Genomic DNA, 16975 nt, shown 5'->3' with positions numbered 1-16975 from the left:
GCGCCTCCTGTTAATCGCCCAGCCCGGCGGGGTTAATTTCCGATTGTGGAATGCTCTCCACGCCTTCGCCCCAACGATTGAGCACTTTGGCATAATCGCCGCTGGCGATAGCGCCATTCAGCGCCGCCTGGACGGCATTGACCAGACCGCTGCCTTTCTTCAGCGTCACCGCGATATGCGCCGCCTTCGGCCAGCCGCCGTCCACGCTGCCCACCAGCTTGGTTTTGCCAGTAAGGGCCGCTTTCCAGGCGCCTATGACGTTAGGGCCAAAGTAAGCATCGGCGCGGCCCGTTTGCAGAGCCAGCGTCTGTGCGGCGTCATCCTTGGTGTAGACCGGTATAAACGGTTTAAGCCCGCGCTTAACGTTTTCCGCATTCCATGCGAGTAAGATTGCCTCCTGATTGGTGCCGGAGCCGACGATAATCTTCAGCCCGGCAATATCTTCCGCTTTGTCGATCTTGTTCAGTGGGCTGGTGCTTTTAACGTAAAAACCCAGCGAATCTTTACGATAAGTGGCGAAATCGAACTTCTCTTTGCGCTCTTTGGTGACGGTAATATTGCTGATCGCGGCATCATATTTGCCGGAGGCGACGCCAAGCGGCCAGTCTTCCCACGAGGTCGGAACAACGTTGACTTCGAGGCCGAGGCTGTCAGCCACCAGACGCGCAATATCCGCCTCGCTACCGAGCAACGTTTTGTTATCATCAGAAAACACCGTCAGCGGCGGCGAGTTTAGCGCCGCAACCGCGACGGTAAATTTCCCCGGCACCGCCAGGTGCAGATCTTTCGGCAACAGTGCAATTGCCTGCGGATTTTTTGCCGTATGAATCGGGGTTTTATTGGCTTCCAGGCTAACTCCGGTGCCATTGATATTGACGTCCTGCGCCCACGACGGGGCGCTAATTGCCAACGCGAAGGCCAGCAATAGCGTTGATTTCTGCATAGCGCGGTTCTCTTTTATTATTTTTCGAATTGGTTAATGGGCAGATCCAGCCCCAGGCTTTCCCGCAGCGTGGTGCCTGGATAGTCGCGGCGGAACAATCCGCGCGCCTGCAGCAATGGCACCACTTCATCAACGAAACGCGGGAAGGTTTCCGGCGTGCCGCCCTGAATAATGAAGCCATCGGCGGCGCGTTGCTCGAACCACAGCTGTAAGCCGTCGGCGACATCGCTGGCCGTGCCGGAGAAGCGCGGGCGTGGGCTGGCGGCCTCCAGCGCCACCTGGCGCAGGGTTAATCCCCGTTCACGGGCATTGCGTTTAATCTCATCGGTGGTGCTGCGGAAGCTGTTTTGCCCAAGGTCGCCAATATCCGGGAAGGGTTCATCCAGTGGATATTGCGCAAAATCATGATGCTCGAAGTAACGACCCAGGTAATTCAACGCGTCGTCGATCGAGACCAGCGCCGCCGTGGTCTGGTATTGACGCTCCGCATCCTCCGCGTCGTCACCGACGATTACGCTGACGCCCTGGAAAATATGCAGTTGATCCGCACTGCGCTGATAGGCAGCCAGTTGGCTTTTGACATCCTGATAAAACGCCTGCGCCTCGGCTAACGATTCCTGGTGGGTAAAAATGGCATCGGCGTGGCGAGCGGCTAATTTTTTGCCGTCATCGGAGGCGCCGGCCTGGAAAATAATGGGCCGTCCCTGCGGCGTGCGGGCAATATTCAAAGGACCAGCGACTTTAAAGAAATCGCCATGATGATTAAGCGTATGCAGTTTATTTTTATCAAAAAACTGACCGCTCTCTTTATTACGCACAAAAGCGCCGTCTTCCCAGGAATCCCATAATCCTTTAACCACCTGAAGATATTCGTCGGCGATGCGATAGCGCAGCGCATGATCGGGATGCTGGGCGCGAGAGAAGTTTTTCGCCGAGCCTTCCAGCGGCGACGTCACCACGTTCCAGCCAGCGCGCCCGTGGCTTAAATGGTCAAGGCTGGCGAACTGTCGCGCGGTCGTGAACGGTTCGCTATAGGAGGTGGAGAGCGTGCCGACCAGCCCCAGACGATCGGTCACCGCCGCCAGCGTTGATAATACCGTTAACGGCTCAAAACGATTTAAAAAGTGCGGGATGGATTTTTCGTTAATATATAACCCGTCGGCGACAAAAATAAAATCGAGTTTCCCCTGCTCGGCTTTTTGCGCCGTTTCTTTCACAAATTCAAAATTAATACTGGCATCCGCCAGCGCCGCCGGATGACGCCAGGCGGACATATTTCCTGAGGCGCCATGTAAAATCGTCCCCAGACGTAATTGCCGTTTTTCAGACATAGTGACCCCTTACCCTGTCAAAAATTAAATATGGTGTAATGCCTGTTCCGCCAGATCCGCGAAATAGCGCGCGGCTGGGGCAATGACGTTTTCATCCGGATTAAAGGCCGGATGATGCAGGCCGAATTCACTGGCGCTCCCTATGCTGACGAAAGCACCCGGAATATGCTGCAGATAGACGGCAAAGTCTTCGCCGCCCAGATGCAAATCGGCGTGATGCGTGCGGTAGCCGAAGCGGTCGGCCGCCGCGCTGGCGAACGCCGCCCATTGTTCATCGTTGACCAGCGCCGTTGGCCCGGCGTACCAGAAGACATCGATTTGCGCGCCGAAGGCGCTGGCGAAGCCGGCGGCGATTTCGCTGACTCTCGCCTTAACCCGCTGCTGCACCTCGCTACTGTGGGTGCGCAGCGTTCCCTCGAGCTCTACGCTTTCCGGCAAGACGTTCCAGGTATTTCCCCCCTGGATCCGCGTCACGCTGAGCACCACCGAATCCAGGGTATTCACTTCGCGGCTGGCGACGCTCTGTAGCAGCGTCACCAGTTGGCTCGCTAGCAGGATGGCATCTTTGCCTTCATGCGGCCGGGCGGCATGCGCCCCCTTGCCGGTTACTTTGAATACGAAGCGATCGACGTTGGCATAAAACGGGCCGCCGCGGGTGGCAAACTCGCCAACGGGTAAATTGGGCTCATTGTGCATGCCGAAGATTGCCGATACGCCGTCAAGCGCCCCGGCGCGGATCAACGTTTTTGCGCCGCCGAAACTCTCTTCCGCTGGCTGGAACAGGATCCGCACCCGCCCCGGCAGTTGCGCTTCTCGTTCCTTTAACAGCAACGCCGCGCCAAGCATCACGCTGGTATGTATATCGTGACCGCAGGCATGCATGACGCCGGGATTTTGCGAGCGGTACGGCAGTCCGGTGGCCTCTTCTATCGGTAGCGCGTCAATATCGGCGCGCAGGGCGATGATTTTATCGCCGCTGCCCACTTCCGTCACCGCGCCGGTGGTTAACTCGTAAGGCAGTAACGGCAGGCCGCCGCTTTGCAACCAGTCGCGGATACGCGCGGTGGTTGCCACTTCCTGTAATGAGAGTTCCGGATTCTGATGCAGTTCGCGCCGCCAGCTAATCAACTGTTGCTCGAAATTCATGGCGTTACCTCCGCGCCAAGATGCGCCTGCGCCAGCAATCCCAACGACGCCAGCCGCGCACGCCCTTCGGCAATAGGGGTATCAATAATAAACTCATCAATGCCCCACTGCGCCTGAAGGGCATCGAGTTGTGCTTTAACCTCTTCTGCGGTACCGAACAACAGCGAGGACTCGCGGCGCTCAATGCGCGTCGGCGGGCTACCTGCCTGACGGGCAAAAGCTGCCGCCTGAGATTCACTACCCACCGTCACCCGCTGACCGTTTGCCAGCTCGACGCCCCAGACCTCTACCTGCTTCGCCAGATCGGCCGCGCTGGCGGCGTCTTGCGCAACGATAACCTGTACGGCCACGATCACCTCGCGGCGGCTCAATTCGCGCCAGTTCGTCAGCACCTCCTGCAACAAGTTTTTATCGCCATTGAGATGCGCAGCAAAAACAAAGTTCCAGTCCAGACTGGCCGCCAGACGGGCGCTGTCGACGCTGGCGCCGAGCAGGAAACCGTCCGCACGGCGCGGTGGAATGGGGGTCGCGCGCAGGCTCTCCTCGCCCTGGTTTTCGGTCAACGTTAGCCAGTTATCAAGCTGGGTAAGTTGCTCAGCAAAACTGCCCTTTTCGTGCTGATGAATGCCCTGCTGTAATGCGCGAGTGGCAAGCGGCAAACCGCCTGGCGCTTTGCCAACGCCGAGATCGACACGCCCTGGGGCAAGGCTTGCCAGCAGATTAAAATTCTCGGCGACTTTGTAGGGGCTATAGTGCTGCAGCATCACGCCGCCGGAGCCGACGCGGATCTGCCTGGTTTGCCCGAGGATCCAGGCAATCAATAGCTCCGGCGACGGGCTCGCCAGCTGTTCCGCGTTGTGATGCTCGGCAATCCAGAAACGATGATATCCCCAGCGTTCTGCCTGTTGCGCAAGCGTTAACGTACGCGCCAGCGCCTGAGCGGCCGTTTCACCGGGAGCAAGGGGGCTTTTATCCAGGATACTGATTCGATAAGACATTTCGCAGGCTCGTTTTAATTAACATGCCTGCATTATTAGAATCTGCAGCGCGTACTGAGAAACAATTTATTCACATGTACTCTGCCGGAAATTAGATATGCACCCTGCCAGCCATTGCCTGCTGATGGACAATTTCAGCAATAAAGCGCTCTGTTTGTCGCTGATTACGTAAACGGACGAAACGGATATGACCATACTGCGCAGAATGCATATCCGCTAAATAGCGCTGACGATTAGAGCGCCACGTTTTCATGGTCCACAAAATTATCGAATCACGATTGCAGAAGGTGCGACGAAAGGTTTCGCGATTACCGGTACCCGGCCATAGCTCCTGCTGGTGCCAGGCGCGACTCAGCGCACGGCGAATGGCCTGATATAGTGTGCGAACAAAGCTATAATCTACCCATACCACCAGATCAATATCACGCCATTTGACTGCGCGACTGCGATTATAGTTGCCATCAAGAACCCAGCCAGCAGAGGCCGTGGCCTGCGCGATGCTGGCGAAAAACTCTTCATCCGGCGCCCCCTCCCACTCTGGCCGCCAGTAGAGCCTATCCAGTTCGATGTAGGGCAAAGAAAGCGCTGCCGCCAGGCGTTGCGCAAGTGTCGACTTCCCTACGCCGCTAGTGCCTACCACATTGATTTTCATGATGATTTCAAGCCCCTTTTTCTCCCGATAGTCAGCATATACTCTCTTCAGCTGCGTAGATCCTTGTGGCGAAAGCCGTCTACCGCGTTTAGACTCAATTTCCTGCCATGAATTCGCTAAATTAAATACGGTAACAGCATGTTAAAGGATAACTTCAACGATCTCCTGTCGTTTATGGTAGTCGCCCGCGAACGCAGTTTCACCCGCGCCGCTGCCCAACTTGGGGTATCGCAATCTGCGCTGAGCCATGCGATGCGCAACCTCGAAGCCCGGCTTGATGTTCGTCTGCTGACCCGTACCACCCGCAGCGTCGCCCCCACCGAAGCGGGTGAAAAATTGTTCCAGAATTTACGTCCGCATCTCACGGAAATTGAACGCGAGCTCGGCGCCTTGAGGGATAGCCGCGCCCTTCCGGCGGGTAATATTCGCCTTAACGCCGGTGAACACGCCGTCAGCGCGGTGTTGTGGCCGGCATTAAAGCCATTTATGTTGCGTTATCCGGATATCAATATCGAAATTACCGTCAATAACGGCCTGGCCGATATCGTCGATGGCCGTTTTGACGCCGGCGTTCGTCTCGGCGATCAGGTGGCAAAGGATATGATTGCGGTGCGCATCGCCCCGGACATGCGCATGGTCGTCGTGGGCTCGCCCGACTATCTACAACGCTACGGCACCCCGCAGACGCCTTATCAACTGGATCAGCACCGCTGTATTAATATGCGGCTACCAACCCGCGGCGGGATTTACGCCTGGGAATTCACCGATGACGGTAAAGGCTTTCAGGTTTATGTAGAGGGTCAACTGACGCTGAATAGCTTACCGCAACGCATTGATGCCGCTGAATCTGGTCTCGGCCTGGCCTATGTGCCGGATGATTGCGTCGAGGAGGCGCTGGTTACCGGTCGTTTAGTACGGGTACTCGATGCCTGGACCCCCACCTTCCCTGGTTATCATCTGTATTATCCCAGCCGTCGTCAGCATACCGCTGCGTTTGCGCTACTCGTCGACGCGTTGCGTCATTGAACTCATTGATATTTAAGTAAGTGCTGTTGTGAAATGTTTTACGTGCGTCACTATCACGTTACGTGTAGGATGCAGCGCCGTGCATGATTTATCTCTACGACAGAATAGTGAGAAAGCCAGCACGATGTATCGCCGCTGCGCGATACGACAACCACTCATGGACATTGACAGGAAAATGGGTACATCAATGAATAACAAACACACTGACGCGGCGGAACATCATGCCGCGAAACGCCACTGGCTCAACTCGCACGAATCGGGTTACCACAAAGCAATGGGCAACCGTCAGGTACAGATGATCGCCATTGGCGGCGCCATCGGGACCGGTCTGTTTCTCGGCGCCGGGGCGCGTTTACAAATGGCAGGCCCGGCGCTGGCGCTGGTTTATCTGGTTTGCGGTATCTTCTCCTTCTTCATCCTTCGCGCCCTCGGCGAACTGGTTCTCCATCGCCCCTCCAGCGGTAGTTTCGTCTCTTACGCTCGCGAATTTCTCGGTGAAAAAGCCGCCTACGTTGCCGGCTGGATGTATTTCGTCAACTGGGCAATGACCGGTATCGTCGATATCACCGCCGTCGCCTTGTATATGCACTATTGGGGCGCTTTCGGCGATGTTCCGCAGTGGGTCTTCGCCCTTGGCGCGCTGGCGATCGTCGGCACCATGAATATGATCGGCGTGAAATGGTTCGCTGAGATGGAGTTCTGGTTCGCGTTGGTGAAAGTACTGGCTATCGTCGCGTTCCTGGTTGTCGGCACGATTTTCCTCGGTACCGGCAAACCGCTGGATGGCAATGCCACCGGCTTCCATCTGATTACCGACAACGGCGGTTTCTTCCCGCACGGTCTGTTGCCGGCTCTGGTACTGGTTCAGGGCGTCGTCTTCGCCTTCGCTTCCATCGAGTTGGTGGGTACCGCGGCAGGCGAATGTAAAGACCCGGAAACCATGGTACCGAAAGCGATTAACAGCGTGATCTGGCGTATCGGTTTGTTCTACGTCGGTTCCGTGGTGCTGTTGGTGCTGCTGCTGCCGTGGAATGCCTATCAGGCAGGGCAAAGCCCGTTTGTCACCTTCTTCTCGAAGCTCGGCGTACCGTACATCGGCAGCGTGATGAACATCGTCGTGTTAACTGCCGCCCTCTCCAGCCTGAACTCAGGCCTGTACTGCACCGGGCGAATTCTGCGTTCGATGTCGATGGGAGGCTCAGCGCCGAAGTTTATGTCAAAGATGAGCCGTCATCACGTCCCTTACGCCGGGATCCTCGCGACGCTGGCGGTCTACGTGGTGGGGGTCTTCCTCAACTATCTGGTACCGTCGCAGGTATTTGAGATCGTACTTAACGTCGCATCATTGGGGATTATCGCCTCATGGGGCTTTATCGTGATCTGCCAGATGCGTCTGCGTAAGGCTATCAAGGAAGGAAAAGCGGCGGATGTAAGCTTTAAAATGCCGGGCGCGCCATTTACTTCATGGCTAACGCTGTTGTTCTTGCTGAGCGTTCTGGTGTTGATGGCTTTTGACTACCCGAACGGCACCTATACCATCGGTTCCATTCCGCTGCTGGCGGTGCTGCTCATTGCTGGCTGGTTCGGCGTACGTAAACGCGTGGCTGATGTTCACAGCACGGCGCCGGGCGTTGAAAAACGCTAAGCGCCTCTCCATAACGGTTTGCCCCTCAGCGGGCAAACCGTCACCGCAAAATTAATTATCTTCCACCAGCTGAGCAACGTCGCTGCTATTGATTTCGCGTTTGTTGCCAGACTCATCGATATAGCTGGTCATGCCGGTTTCTTTATCCAACTGCGGTTTACCGTGGGTCACGATAGTTTGCCCGCTTTTTGTCGTCATGACGTAATTAGAGCTGCAGCCAGCCAGAAGCGCCAGCATTGCCGCCGCACAGATCACCATATATGGCTTTTTCATAATTTCTCCAGAATGATTACCACTCTCCCGCCGCGCGCGGGAAAAAGTAAGTGTATAACCTTTATAGTAATCAGGCTAATAGCGGTTTGTAACAGAGGATGAGACCCGGAGTAAGGAGGGGGCTCCCCCTCCTTGAAAGATTACAGGGCAATGCGGATAACGTCGTCCGGCGCGGTGGCCTCTTTCTGACGAGTTGACTCCTGCTTCACGCTAACAAACAGCGTTTTTCCATCGGCGGACAGCGCCAGGCTATTCGGGAAAGTCGGCGTTTTAAAGGTTTTAACGACCTTATAGGTCTTAGCATCAATCACGCTGACTTCACCCGCTTTGCGATGGGTGACGTAGACTTCGTTGCGTGCTGGGTTAAACAGTACCGCCAGGGATTCCGGCGCGGCGATTTTTTGCAGCACTTTGCCGTCACGAATATCCACCACCAGCACTTCCGGCTGCTTGCTGTCGGTAATGAAAGCACGGTGACCGGCTGTATCCAGGCTCAGGTTCAGGTAGAAATGCTCCTTACCATCATCCTGCAGCTTCTTGCGCGAGAGGATCTTATTGCTATCGGTATCGATAGTCAGTAGTTCACCATCGGCATTGGTGGTGTAAAGACGTTTAGCGTTAGCATCGATTGCCAGTCCGGTGGCCATCGCGCCGGTATTGGCAATGGTATCTTTCAGCGTCAGCTTGTCGCCATCCACCACCCAAATGACGCTCTCTTTACCCAGACCGGAGATATATACGGTATTGGTTTTCTCATTCACGACCAGCTCACGCGGCTGCAGCGGGCGCACGGTATCACTACGTTTACGGTCATCGAGCACCAGTCGCCCTTTCACCGCGCTGGTTTTGGCATCTATTGCGGTCACGCTGCTATCAACGGTGTTGCCAAACCACAACGTCTGGGTGGTGTTATTGATGGTGGCGCCGAACGGTTTCAGGTCGTTATGAATAACCTGGGTGATGTCGAGCGTAGTTGGATCCAGACGATAGACGATACCGCCTTTATCCAGCGAGCGGCTTTGCGAGGTGGCAACCCACAGCGCATTTTCCTGCTGGCTATACGCCATTTCGTACGCGCCTTTACCGACCGCTTTACGCAGGAGCTCCTCGGCGGCGTGGGCGCTGAAGCTGCCTGCCAACAGTAACGACGTTAATAACAGAGAACGACGCAGACGCGGCGCGGATAACTGACGTAATGACATAACGATTCCCTTTATAGAACAATTAATTGCTGGTTAGAGATGGCTTCCACAGCGTGAAGGTTAACTTCACTCCTTTTGTAAATGAGAATAGTAATCATTATTTATCGTAATGTGGAGCGTTAATTGGCTTTTTTGATGAAAAGAATCACCTTTACTTGCTATTAGTTAACGACCGGTTAGTTAATTCTTTTCAAAGAATTTACAAACGGTGTAACATATATACATATGTTCCATTTGGTACGTTTCTCTTTGCGAGTCGCTTTGATGAAGATTATTGCCATGCGCACGGTCGCGCTCCCCGCTTTATTACTCCCTCTCGTCGCCAACGTGCACGCCAGCACGAACGACGAACAAACCATGGTCGTTACGGCGACGCCTACCGCGATTTCCGAACTGGATACCCCTGCCGCCGTCAGCGTAGTGAACGGCGATGATATGCGTCAGGCCGCCCCGCGAATTAACCTCTCGGAATCGCTCGGCGCGGTACCCGGTTTGCAGGTACAAAACCGGCAAAACTATGCTCAGGATTTGCAGTTGTCGATTCGTGGTTTTGGTTCCCGCTCCACCTACGGCGTCCGCGGCCTGCGGCTATACGTTGACGGTATCCCGGCCACCATGCCCGATGGCCAGGGCCAGACGTCGAATATCGATATCGGCAGTATCGATAGCCTCGAGGTGTTACGCGGACCTTTTTCCGCGCTCTATGGCAACTCTTCCGGCGGCGTCATTAACGTCAATACCCAAACCGGCAGCCAGCCGCCGACCATCGAGGCCAGCAGCTACTACGGCAGCTTCGGCACCTGGCATTACGGACTGAAGGCCACCGGCGCCGTCGGCGACGGCACCCAGGCAGGTGATGTCGACTACACGGTGTCGACCAACCGTTTTACTACCCACGGTTCACGCGACCATAGCGGGGCGCGTAAAAATCTCGCCAACGCCAAATTAGGCGTGCGTATAAACGACGTCAGTAAATTAACGCTGCTGTTCAATAGCGTGGATATCAAAGCAAACGACCCGGGCGGATTGACATATGATGAATGGCGTAATAATCCTCAGCAGTCGCCGCGCGGCGATCAATACAACACGCGTAAAACGGTGAAACAGACCCAGGCCGGTTTACGCTATGAGCGCCAGCTTAGCCAGCAGGACGATCTCAGCGTGATGATGTATGCCGGCGAGCGCGAAACTACCCAGTATCAGTCAATCCCGATGGCGCCGCAGCTGAAGCCCTCACACTCCGGAGGCGTCATCGATTTAACTCGCCATTACCAGGGGATCGACACCCGCTGGACCCACCGCGGCGAATTACTGGTGCCGGTGACCTTTACCACCGGTCTTGATTACGAAAACATGAGCGAACGGCGTAAAGGTTATGAAAACTACGTTCTGGTGAACGGCGCGCCGCAATACGGCGAACAGGGCAACCTACGCCGTAATGAACGTAATCTGATGTGGAACCTGGATCCCTACCTGCAGACTCAGTGGCAGCTGACGGACAAGCTCACATTCGATGCTGGCGTCCGCTACAGCTCCGTTTGGTTTGACTCTAACGACTATTACGTCACTCCGGGTAACAGCGATGATAGCGGCGATGCCAGCTACCACAAATGGCTACCAGCTGGTTCATTGAAGTATGCCGTCACGGATGCCTGGAATATCTATCTTTCCGCCGGACGCGGTTTTGAAACGCCGACGATCAATGAACTCTCGTATCGTTCCGGCAATCAGAGCGGATTAAACTTCGATCTTAAACCCTCCACAAATGAAACCGTGGAAATCGGCAGCAAAACGCGGATAGGCAACGGACTGTTCACCACCGCGCTGTTCCAGACCGATACTGACAATGAGATTGTGGTCGACTCCAGCAGCGGCGGCCGCACCAGCTATAAAAACGCCGGTAAAACCCGTCGCCAGGGAGTGGAACTCGGTCTCGACCAGCAGTTTGGCGACAGCTGGAAATTAAAAGCAGCATGGACCTGGCTCGATGCGACCTATCGCACAAACGTCTGCGATTCATCAGACTGCAACGGCAATCGTATTCCGGGTATTGCCCGCAATATGGGCTATGCCTCTTTCGGCTACCAACCGGAACAGGGCTGGTACGCGGGTAGCGATATCCGTTATATGGGCGACATTATGGCCAACGACGCCAACACAGCCAAAGCGCCATCGTGGACCGTGGTTGGCCTGACCACCGGCTATAAGTGGAGCTACGGGAAAATGGATATGGATCTGTTCGGCCGCGTCGATAACCTGTTCGATCGCACCTACGTTGGCTCGGTGATTGTCAATGAATCCAATGGTCGTTATTACGAACCGGCGCCGGGCCGTAACTTCGGCATCGGTATGAATCTCGCCTGGCGTTTCGAATGATGACGCCGCCCAATGAGTAATGATAAAAAAAGGGATCCCAATTGGGATCCCTTTTTATTGCGCCACATTCTGTTAGAACGCGCTTCTTAAGGACAATTCGAAAATAATTTTTTCCGCCTGGCAGGAGAAATTCACCGCCGCGTCCAGTTTCGCCTCATTACCCACCGGCTCAATCGTGTAATCCACGCTCGGCGTTTCGCTGGCGGCGGCAACGGCGCGTTCGCGAATGGCCGCTACCGCAGACTCCGCTTCTTCACGGGTAGGGAAAAGTTTCTCGACCCGGTAAACGCAGTCTTCGTTATCAATAATGGTGCCAACATCAATGGCGCAGCCTTTGGTACTGCATTTATCAACTACATCTTTCATCGCATTAACCTCTTAAGTTTCCTTAAGGATAAAAAGCCGCTCACGGAAAAGCAAACCATTAATAAAAGTATGGATTAGTCATTTTTTTGCTTAGAGGCGACGAAACCGCCCCCGCACGCATCTTCGGGGGCGTTAGAGAAGGCGGTAACGTTACTCCTCCGCTGCGACGTTAATCACCACTTTGCCGAAGTTTTCTCCCTTCAGCAGGCCAATCAGCGCCTGCGGCGCCTGCGCCAGGCCGTCAATCTGCTGCTCACGGTATTTGATTTTACCTTCCTGTACCCAGCGCCCCATTTGCTGCTGAAACTCGGCAATGCGATGGCCGTAATCCTGGCCGATGATAAAGCCCTGCATACGGATACGTTTTTTAAGGATCGTCGCCATCAGCAGCGGCAGCCGATCCGGTCCATCCGGCAGCGCGGTGGCGTTGTAGCCGCTAACCAGTCCACACACGGGAACCCGCGCCGCGGTATTCAACAACGGCAGGACCGCATCAAAGACTTTGCCGCCAACGTTTTCATAGTAAACATCGATGCCCTGTGGGCAGGCCTGCGCCAACTGTTGGCTGAAATCCGCAGCGCGGTGATCAAGACAAACATCGAAGCCTAAAGTCTCTACCGCATAACGACATTTCTCGGCGCCGCCGGCAATGCCGACGGTACGGCAGCCCTTAAGTTTGCCGATCTGCCCGACGGTTGCCCCCACCGGGCCGGTTGCCGCCGCCACCACCAGCGTTTCGCCCGCTTTCGGCTGGCCGATGTCCAGCAGCCCCATATAAGCGGTAAATCCCGGCATGCCTAACACCCCAAGCGCCCAGGAGGGGTGCTCAGGATTGTCGCCGAGCTTAACCAGATCGCTACCATCGGAAAGCGCATAATCCTGCCAGCCGCTATAGCCAAGCACCCACTCACCGGGTTTAAAATCAGGGTGATTAGAGCTCACCACGCGGCTTACCGTCCCCCCGACCATCACCGCGCCAATGTCCACTGGTGGCGAATAAGAAGGCGCATCGCTCATCCGTCCGCGCATATAAGGGTCGAGCGACAAATAAATAGTCCGCAACAGGATCTGATTCGCCCCTGGCGTCGGGAGGTCCCCCTCTTCCAGTCTGAAATTTTCGGCGGTAGGTTCACCGTGCGGGCGTGAAGCCAATACCCAGCGGTGATGGCGTTGTGGATTAGCGGTCATAGCAAACTCCTCTTGTTAACGGCCTGTACTGAGGCTAGCCGTTTTATGCTTAACGCGCTTTAACATTATGAGCCGGATTGATTCAGGCGCACCACCAGATAGACGCAAGTCTCGCGGGTCTCATTAATAAACCGGCAATCGTTGGGCGGCCCCAGTTCCAGACAATCCCCCGCCTGCATCTGATGGCGAGTGTTCCCTTCAACAAAAACTAACTCACCCTGCTGTAGCCAGATGAGCTGTCGCGCCAGCGCATACGAAGAAGCAGGCATCGGTACATCGCTGCCGGCCGGCAGCTCTATTTGCACCAAATCGATCGGCAGATCGCTTCGCGGCGAGACGTGACGGCGCAAATAGTGGCTTTGTGGATCGCGCCACACCGGCTGGTTGGCAAAGCGCAAAAGCTTGCCCTCCTGCATCTCTGCACGCGCAATTAACGTCGACATACTGATGCCAAACGCGCCGGAGAGACGGCCCAGCATCGCCGCGGTGGGGCTACTTTCGCCACGTTCAATTTTATGCACCATTGCCCGCGAGGCCCCTGCGCGTTCAGCCAGATCGCTCAGCGACCAGCCGCGGGACTCGCGTTCGATACGAATGCGTGCGCTAATGCGCTGGTTGAGATTGTCTTCTATAGTATTCATGACGTAACAATATAGTGCGCACTACCGTATTACACAACTGTCCGCCATCCCCGATATTGCCACGTTCCACGTAAAATTTATCGTAAAACTGATGACAGCCTGCCGTTCATTATTGTAATAATACCGTACCACTATAGTGTATAGACTTTGAGGCTTGCTATGTCCATCCGCCATGCCAGTAAAGACGATTGCGCGGCGATCGCCGAAATCTATAATCACGCCGTACTGCATACCGCTGCCATCTGGAATGACAAAACCGTCGATATCGATAACCGTATTGCCTGGTTTGAGGCCCGGCAGATTACCGGCTATCCAGTGCTGGTGAGTGAAGAAAACGGCATCATTACCGGGTACTCCTCGTTCGGCGACTGGCGCGCTTTTGACGGTTTCCGCCATACCGTTGAACATTCGGTATATGTCCATCCCGACCATCAGGGCAAGGGGATTGGCCGTAAGTTGTTAGTCGCGCTTATCGCTGAGGCGCGGCGCCTGCGTAAACATGTGATGGTGGCCGGAATTGAATCCCGCAACCATGCTTCGTTACATCTGCATGAAACCCTGGGTTTTATCACCACTGGGCAGATGCCGCAGGTGGGAACTAAATTCGGTCGCTGGCTGGATCTGACCTTTATGCAGCTACAGCTCGACGATCGCCAGGATCCGGACGGCGAGGCATGAATCAGTCGCTCACCCTTGCCTGCCTGATAGCGGCGGGCGTCGGTCTGGTATTGCAAAACACCCTGATGGTCCGCATTACCCAATCCGCCTCGACGATTCTTATCGCCATGTTGCTCAATTCGCTGGTGGGAATTGTTATTTTTGTCACCATTTTACTATTGCGCCACGGCGCGGCAGGCTTTCAGGAACTGGCGCTGAACATCAAGTGGTGGACCCTCATTCCCGGCCTGCTGGGTTCCTTTTTCGTCTTCGCCAGCATTAGCGGTTATCAAAACGTGGGCGCGGCGACAACCATTGCGGTACTGGTGGCCAGTCAGCTGGTTGGCGGATTGGTTATTGATTTGATTCGCGCCCACGGCGTACCAATTCGGGCGTTAATCGGGCCAGTATGCGGGGCGGTGATGTTGGTGGTGGGCGCCTGGCTGGTGGCCAGGCGCCAGTTCTGACGTCATCCTTAAAGGATCTCGCCGCCTTTGGTTAACTGCTCGCGGCGTGCTTCCTGATCTTCATGATGTTGCCGCCCGTGATGGGCTATCGCTGTCCGCAGGCGCTGCTGCTGGGTATAACGCTCTTCACGGCCCAGCTCAGCATCATCGCTTAACGCGATCAATAGCTCGTTCATAGAGGCAATCACGCCCCCGGCAATGGTGTCATCGACCCTGGCAATGACATCGTCCAGATGTGCCATCCTGTTCTCCTTTTCGATCAATTCAGCTTAGCTTTGGAAAAATCGCTTCCCATCAGACTCACGCTATAGCCACTGACATTGCTGCGGGTGGCGTAGAAAGTTTTACCCGTCGCCAGCGTGATCCACGGCGCCTGCTGATAGAAAATTTCCTGAGCATGTTGGTAGAGTTTGTCGCGGGCCTGCGGATCGCTCACCAGAAGCGCTTTTTTCACCAGCGCGTCATAGGACTTATCGCACCAGCGCGCTACGTTGGAGCCGGTTTTGATATTATCACAGCTGAGCAGAGTACCAGCGAAGTTGTCCGGATCGCCGTTATCGGACATCCAGCCAAACAGCGCGCTATCATGCTCGCCCTTGCGCATACCGGAAAGGTATTCGCCCCACTCATAGCTGACGATTTTCGCTTTAATGCCGACTTTGCTCCAGTCGTTCTGAATCATTTCGGCGACACGCTTCGAGTTCGGGTTATACGGGCGCTGTACCGGCATCGACCACAGGGTCACTTCTGCGCCCTGCTCCAACCCGGCCTGCTTAAGTAACGCTTTCGCTTTCTGCGGATTGTAGTCGTAATCCGGCAAATCCTTTTTGTAACCGAGCATATTGGCCGGGATCGGCGATTTCGCCACGTTGCCGGAATCCAGGAAGACCGCTTTCACAATCGCCTGCTTGTCGGTGGCGTAGTTCAGCGCCTGACGTACCAGCACGTTATCAAACGGTTTCTTTTGCGTATTAAACGCCAGATACCCCACGTTCAACGCCTCCACCGCGTGTAACGCCAGATCTTTATTCCCTTTAATCACCGGGAACTGTACCGGCGATGGCGCGGGAATGATCTGGCATTCGTTGGTCTGCAGCTTAGCCAGACGAGTCTCAACGTTCGGCGTGATGGAGAAGATCAGATGTTTAGTCGGCGCCTCACCTTCCCAATAATGCGGATTGGCGATATAGCGGATTTGTGAATCCACTTTGTACTGCTGCAGCGCATAGGGGCCGGTACCAATAGGCCAGCTGTCAACGTATTCCGGCGTCCCTTTTTTCAACATTGCATCGGCATATTCAGCAGAAAGAATCGAAGCGAAGTCCATCCCCCAATCGGCGAGAAACGCCGCATTGGGCTCGCTCAGCACAAACTGAACGTGGTAATCATCGATCTTCTTCACTTCTTTAATCAGCTTATCAAGGCCAACGTCGTGGAAATATTCATAATTGCCCTGCGACACGTTGTGATAAGGATGCTGCGGATCCTGCTGGCGCAGCACCGAGAACAGCACATCATCCGCATTGAAATCGCGGGTCGGCTTAAAGTATTTATTGCTGTTGAACTGCACGCCCTTACGCAGCGTAAAGGTCCAGGTTTTACCATCCGGGGACACTTTCCATTCGGTCGCCAGCGACGGAATCGGTGTGTTTTTAAGCGGATCAAAGGTAATCAGGCGGTTATAGAGCACCTGCGAGCTGGCAACGAAGGAAGGACCGGAGCTGGCGATTTGCGGGTTAAAGGATTCCGGCGAGGCTTCCGAACAGTAGACCAGCGTGTCGTTGGCCGCAGCCAACGCGGTGCCGGCTGGCAGCAGTGCGCTTAGTGCCAGTGCAAGTAGTGATTTCCCTGTAGACATGGTTATAAACCTTATAAATTTGTTATATGCCCACTAATAACAGCACAGCGTAATACAACCAGCAAATAATGAATCGCTATTAGATTCACACTTTAACTCATAAGGTTAGCGCTGTTTGCGGCACTTCTATTTCTGATGTGTCCGTCCTCGCTTTTCTGTTCGTCATTATTATCTTATTAAGTTGTGACCCGCTGAGAAATCTGCAA

Annotated in this window: 15 protein-coding genes and 1 pseudogene; 5 read left to right on the top strand and 11 right to left on the bottom strand. The window is 54.9% G+C overall.

Annotation, left to right across the window (positions count from 1 at the left end):
• Nucleotides 1–10: 10 nt before the first annotated feature.
• The 4 genes and pseudogenes from ABLU86_RS05885 to ABLU86_RS05870 form a co-directional block, all read right to left on the bottom strand.
• Nucleotides 11–2274 (bottom strand): annotated as a pseudogene (locus tag ABLU86_RS05885) (NtaA/DmoA family FMN-dependent monooxygenase).
• Between the two features lie 24 nt (nt 2275–2298).
• Nucleotides 2299–3420: an amidohydrolase gene (locus ABLU86_RS05880; RefSeq protein ID WP_015366430.1), complete on the bottom strand. Its 1122-nt coding sequence runs from the start codon at nt 3418–3420 to the stop codon at nt 2299–2301.
• Nucleotides 3417–4418, bottom strand: coding sequence for an MsnO8 family LLM class oxidoreductase (locus ABLU86_RS05875; RefSeq protein ID WP_015366429.1), 1002 nt, complete (start codon nt 4416–4418; stop codon nt 3417–3419). Before ABLU86_RS05875 ends, ABLU86_RS05880 begins: the two co-directional genes overlap by 4 nt.
• Nucleotides 4419–4509: 91 nt before the next feature.
• On the bottom strand, nt 4510–5070 hold the full coding sequence (locus ABLU86_RS05870; protein ID WP_015366428.1) for an adenylate kinase: 561 nt from the start codon (nt 5068–5070) through the stop codon (nt 4510–4512).
• Nucleotides 5071–5208: 138 nt separating this feature from the next.
• Between ABLU86_RS05870 and ABLU86_RS05865 the strand changes: the two genes are divergently transcribed.
• Nucleotides 5209–6096: a LysR family transcriptional regulator gene (locus ABLU86_RS05865; protein ID WP_348795986.1), complete on the top strand. Its 888-nt coding sequence runs from the start codon at nt 5209–5211 to the stop codon at nt 6094–6096.
• Between the two features lie 187 nt (nt 6097–6283).
• Complete coding sequence (gene ansP, locus ABLU86_RS05860) at nt 6284–7741, top strand: L-asparagine permease (protein ID WP_015366426.1); 1458 nt, start codon at nt 6284–6286, stop codon at nt 7739–7741.
• 51 nt (nt 7742–7792) lie between these two features.
• Here the strand turns inward: ansP and ABLU86_RS05855 are convergent, their stop codons facing one another.
• The gene (locus tag ABLU86_RS05855) at nt 7793–8014 is read right to left on the bottom strand and encodes a YgdI/YgdR family lipoprotein (protein ID WP_015366425.1); all 222 of its coding nucleotides are present in this window, start codon (nt 8012–8014) and stop codon (nt 7793–7795) included.
• Nucleotides 8015–8154: 140 nt separating this feature from the next.
• Nucleotides 8155–9216, bottom strand: a complete 1062-nt coding sequence (locus ABLU86_RS05850; protein ID WP_015705546.1) for a YncE family protein — start codon at nt 9214–9216, stop codon at nt 8155–8157.
• 264 nt (nt 9217–9480) lie between these two features.
• On the opposite strand from ABLU86_RS05850, the gene pqqU reads away from it, so the two are divergent.
• A complete protein-coding gene (pqqU, locus tag ABLU86_RS05845) occupies nt 9481–11592 on the top strand; it encodes a TonB-dependent receptor PqqU (protein WP_227393923.1) in 2112 nt (703 codons plus the stop codon).
• Between the two features lie 72 nt (nt 11593–11664).
• On the opposite strand, the gene ABLU86_RS05840 is transcribed toward pqqU, so the two are convergent.
• The 3 genes from ABLU86_RS05840 to ABLU86_RS05830 all read right to left on the bottom strand — a co-directional run bounded on the left by ABLU86_RS05840 (nt 11665) and on the right by ABLU86_RS05830 (nt 13787).
• Nucleotides 11665–11958 (bottom strand): DUF406 domain-containing protein, encoded by a 294-nt coding sequence (locus tag ABLU86_RS05840; RefSeq protein ID WP_015705548.1) that lies wholly within the window; start codon nt 11956–11958, stop codon nt 11665–11667.
• Nucleotides 11959–12108: 150 nt separating this feature from the next.
• Nucleotides 12109–13146, bottom strand: coding sequence for an NADP-dependent oxidoreductase (locus tag ABLU86_RS05835; RefSeq protein WP_015705549.1), 1038 nt, complete (start codon nt 13144–13146; stop codon nt 12109–12111).
• Between the two features lie 65 nt (nt 13147–13211).
• On the bottom strand, nt 13212–13787 hold the full coding sequence (locus tag ABLU86_RS05830) for an XRE family transcriptional regulator (protein ID WP_048228791.1): 576 nt from the start codon (nt 13785–13787) through the stop codon (nt 13212–13214).
• Between the two features lie 159 nt (nt 13788–13946).
• On the opposite strand from ABLU86_RS05830, the gene ABLU86_RS05825 reads away from it, so the two are divergent.
• Both ABLU86_RS05825 and ABLU86_RS05820 read left to right on the top strand, forming a co-directional pair.
• Nucleotides 13947–14465 carry a GNAT family N-acetyltransferase gene (locus ABLU86_RS05825; protein WP_047049220.1) on the top strand — a complete coding sequence of 173 codons (519 nt, stop codon included), beginning with the start codon at nt 13947–13949 and terminating at the stop codon, nt 14463–14465.
• Nucleotides 14462–14911 (top strand): DMT family transporter, encoded by a 450-nt coding sequence (locus tag ABLU86_RS05820; RefSeq protein ID WP_032708166.1) that lies wholly within the window; start codon nt 14462–14464, stop codon nt 14909–14911. Before ABLU86_RS05825 ends, ABLU86_RS05820 begins: the two co-directional genes overlap by 4 nt.
• An 8-nt stretch (nt 14912–14919) precedes the next feature.
• On the opposite strand, the gene ABLU86_RS05815 is transcribed toward ABLU86_RS05820, so the two are convergent.
• On the bottom strand, nt 14920–15153 hold the full coding sequence (locus tag ABLU86_RS05815) for a YdcY family protein (protein WP_045366186.1): 234 nt from the start codon (nt 15151–15153) through the stop codon (nt 14920–14922).
• Between the two features lie 17 nt (nt 15154–15170).
• Nucleotides 15171–16769 carry an ABC transporter substrate-binding protein gene (locus tag ABLU86_RS05810; RefSeq protein ID WP_348795985.1) on the bottom strand — a complete coding sequence of 533 codons (1599 nt, stop codon included), beginning with the start codon at nt 16767–16769 and terminating at the stop codon, nt 15171–15173.
• Nucleotides 16770–16975: the final 206 nt, after the last annotated feature.

The organism is Klebsiella sp. JN_Kp121 (assembly GCF_040062145.1).
GTDB lineage: Bacteria > Pseudomonadota > Gammaproteobacteria > Enterobacterales > Enterobacteriaceae > Klebsiella > Klebsiella aerogenes.
This window is presented reverse-complemented; position numbering and strand designations above follow the sequence as displayed.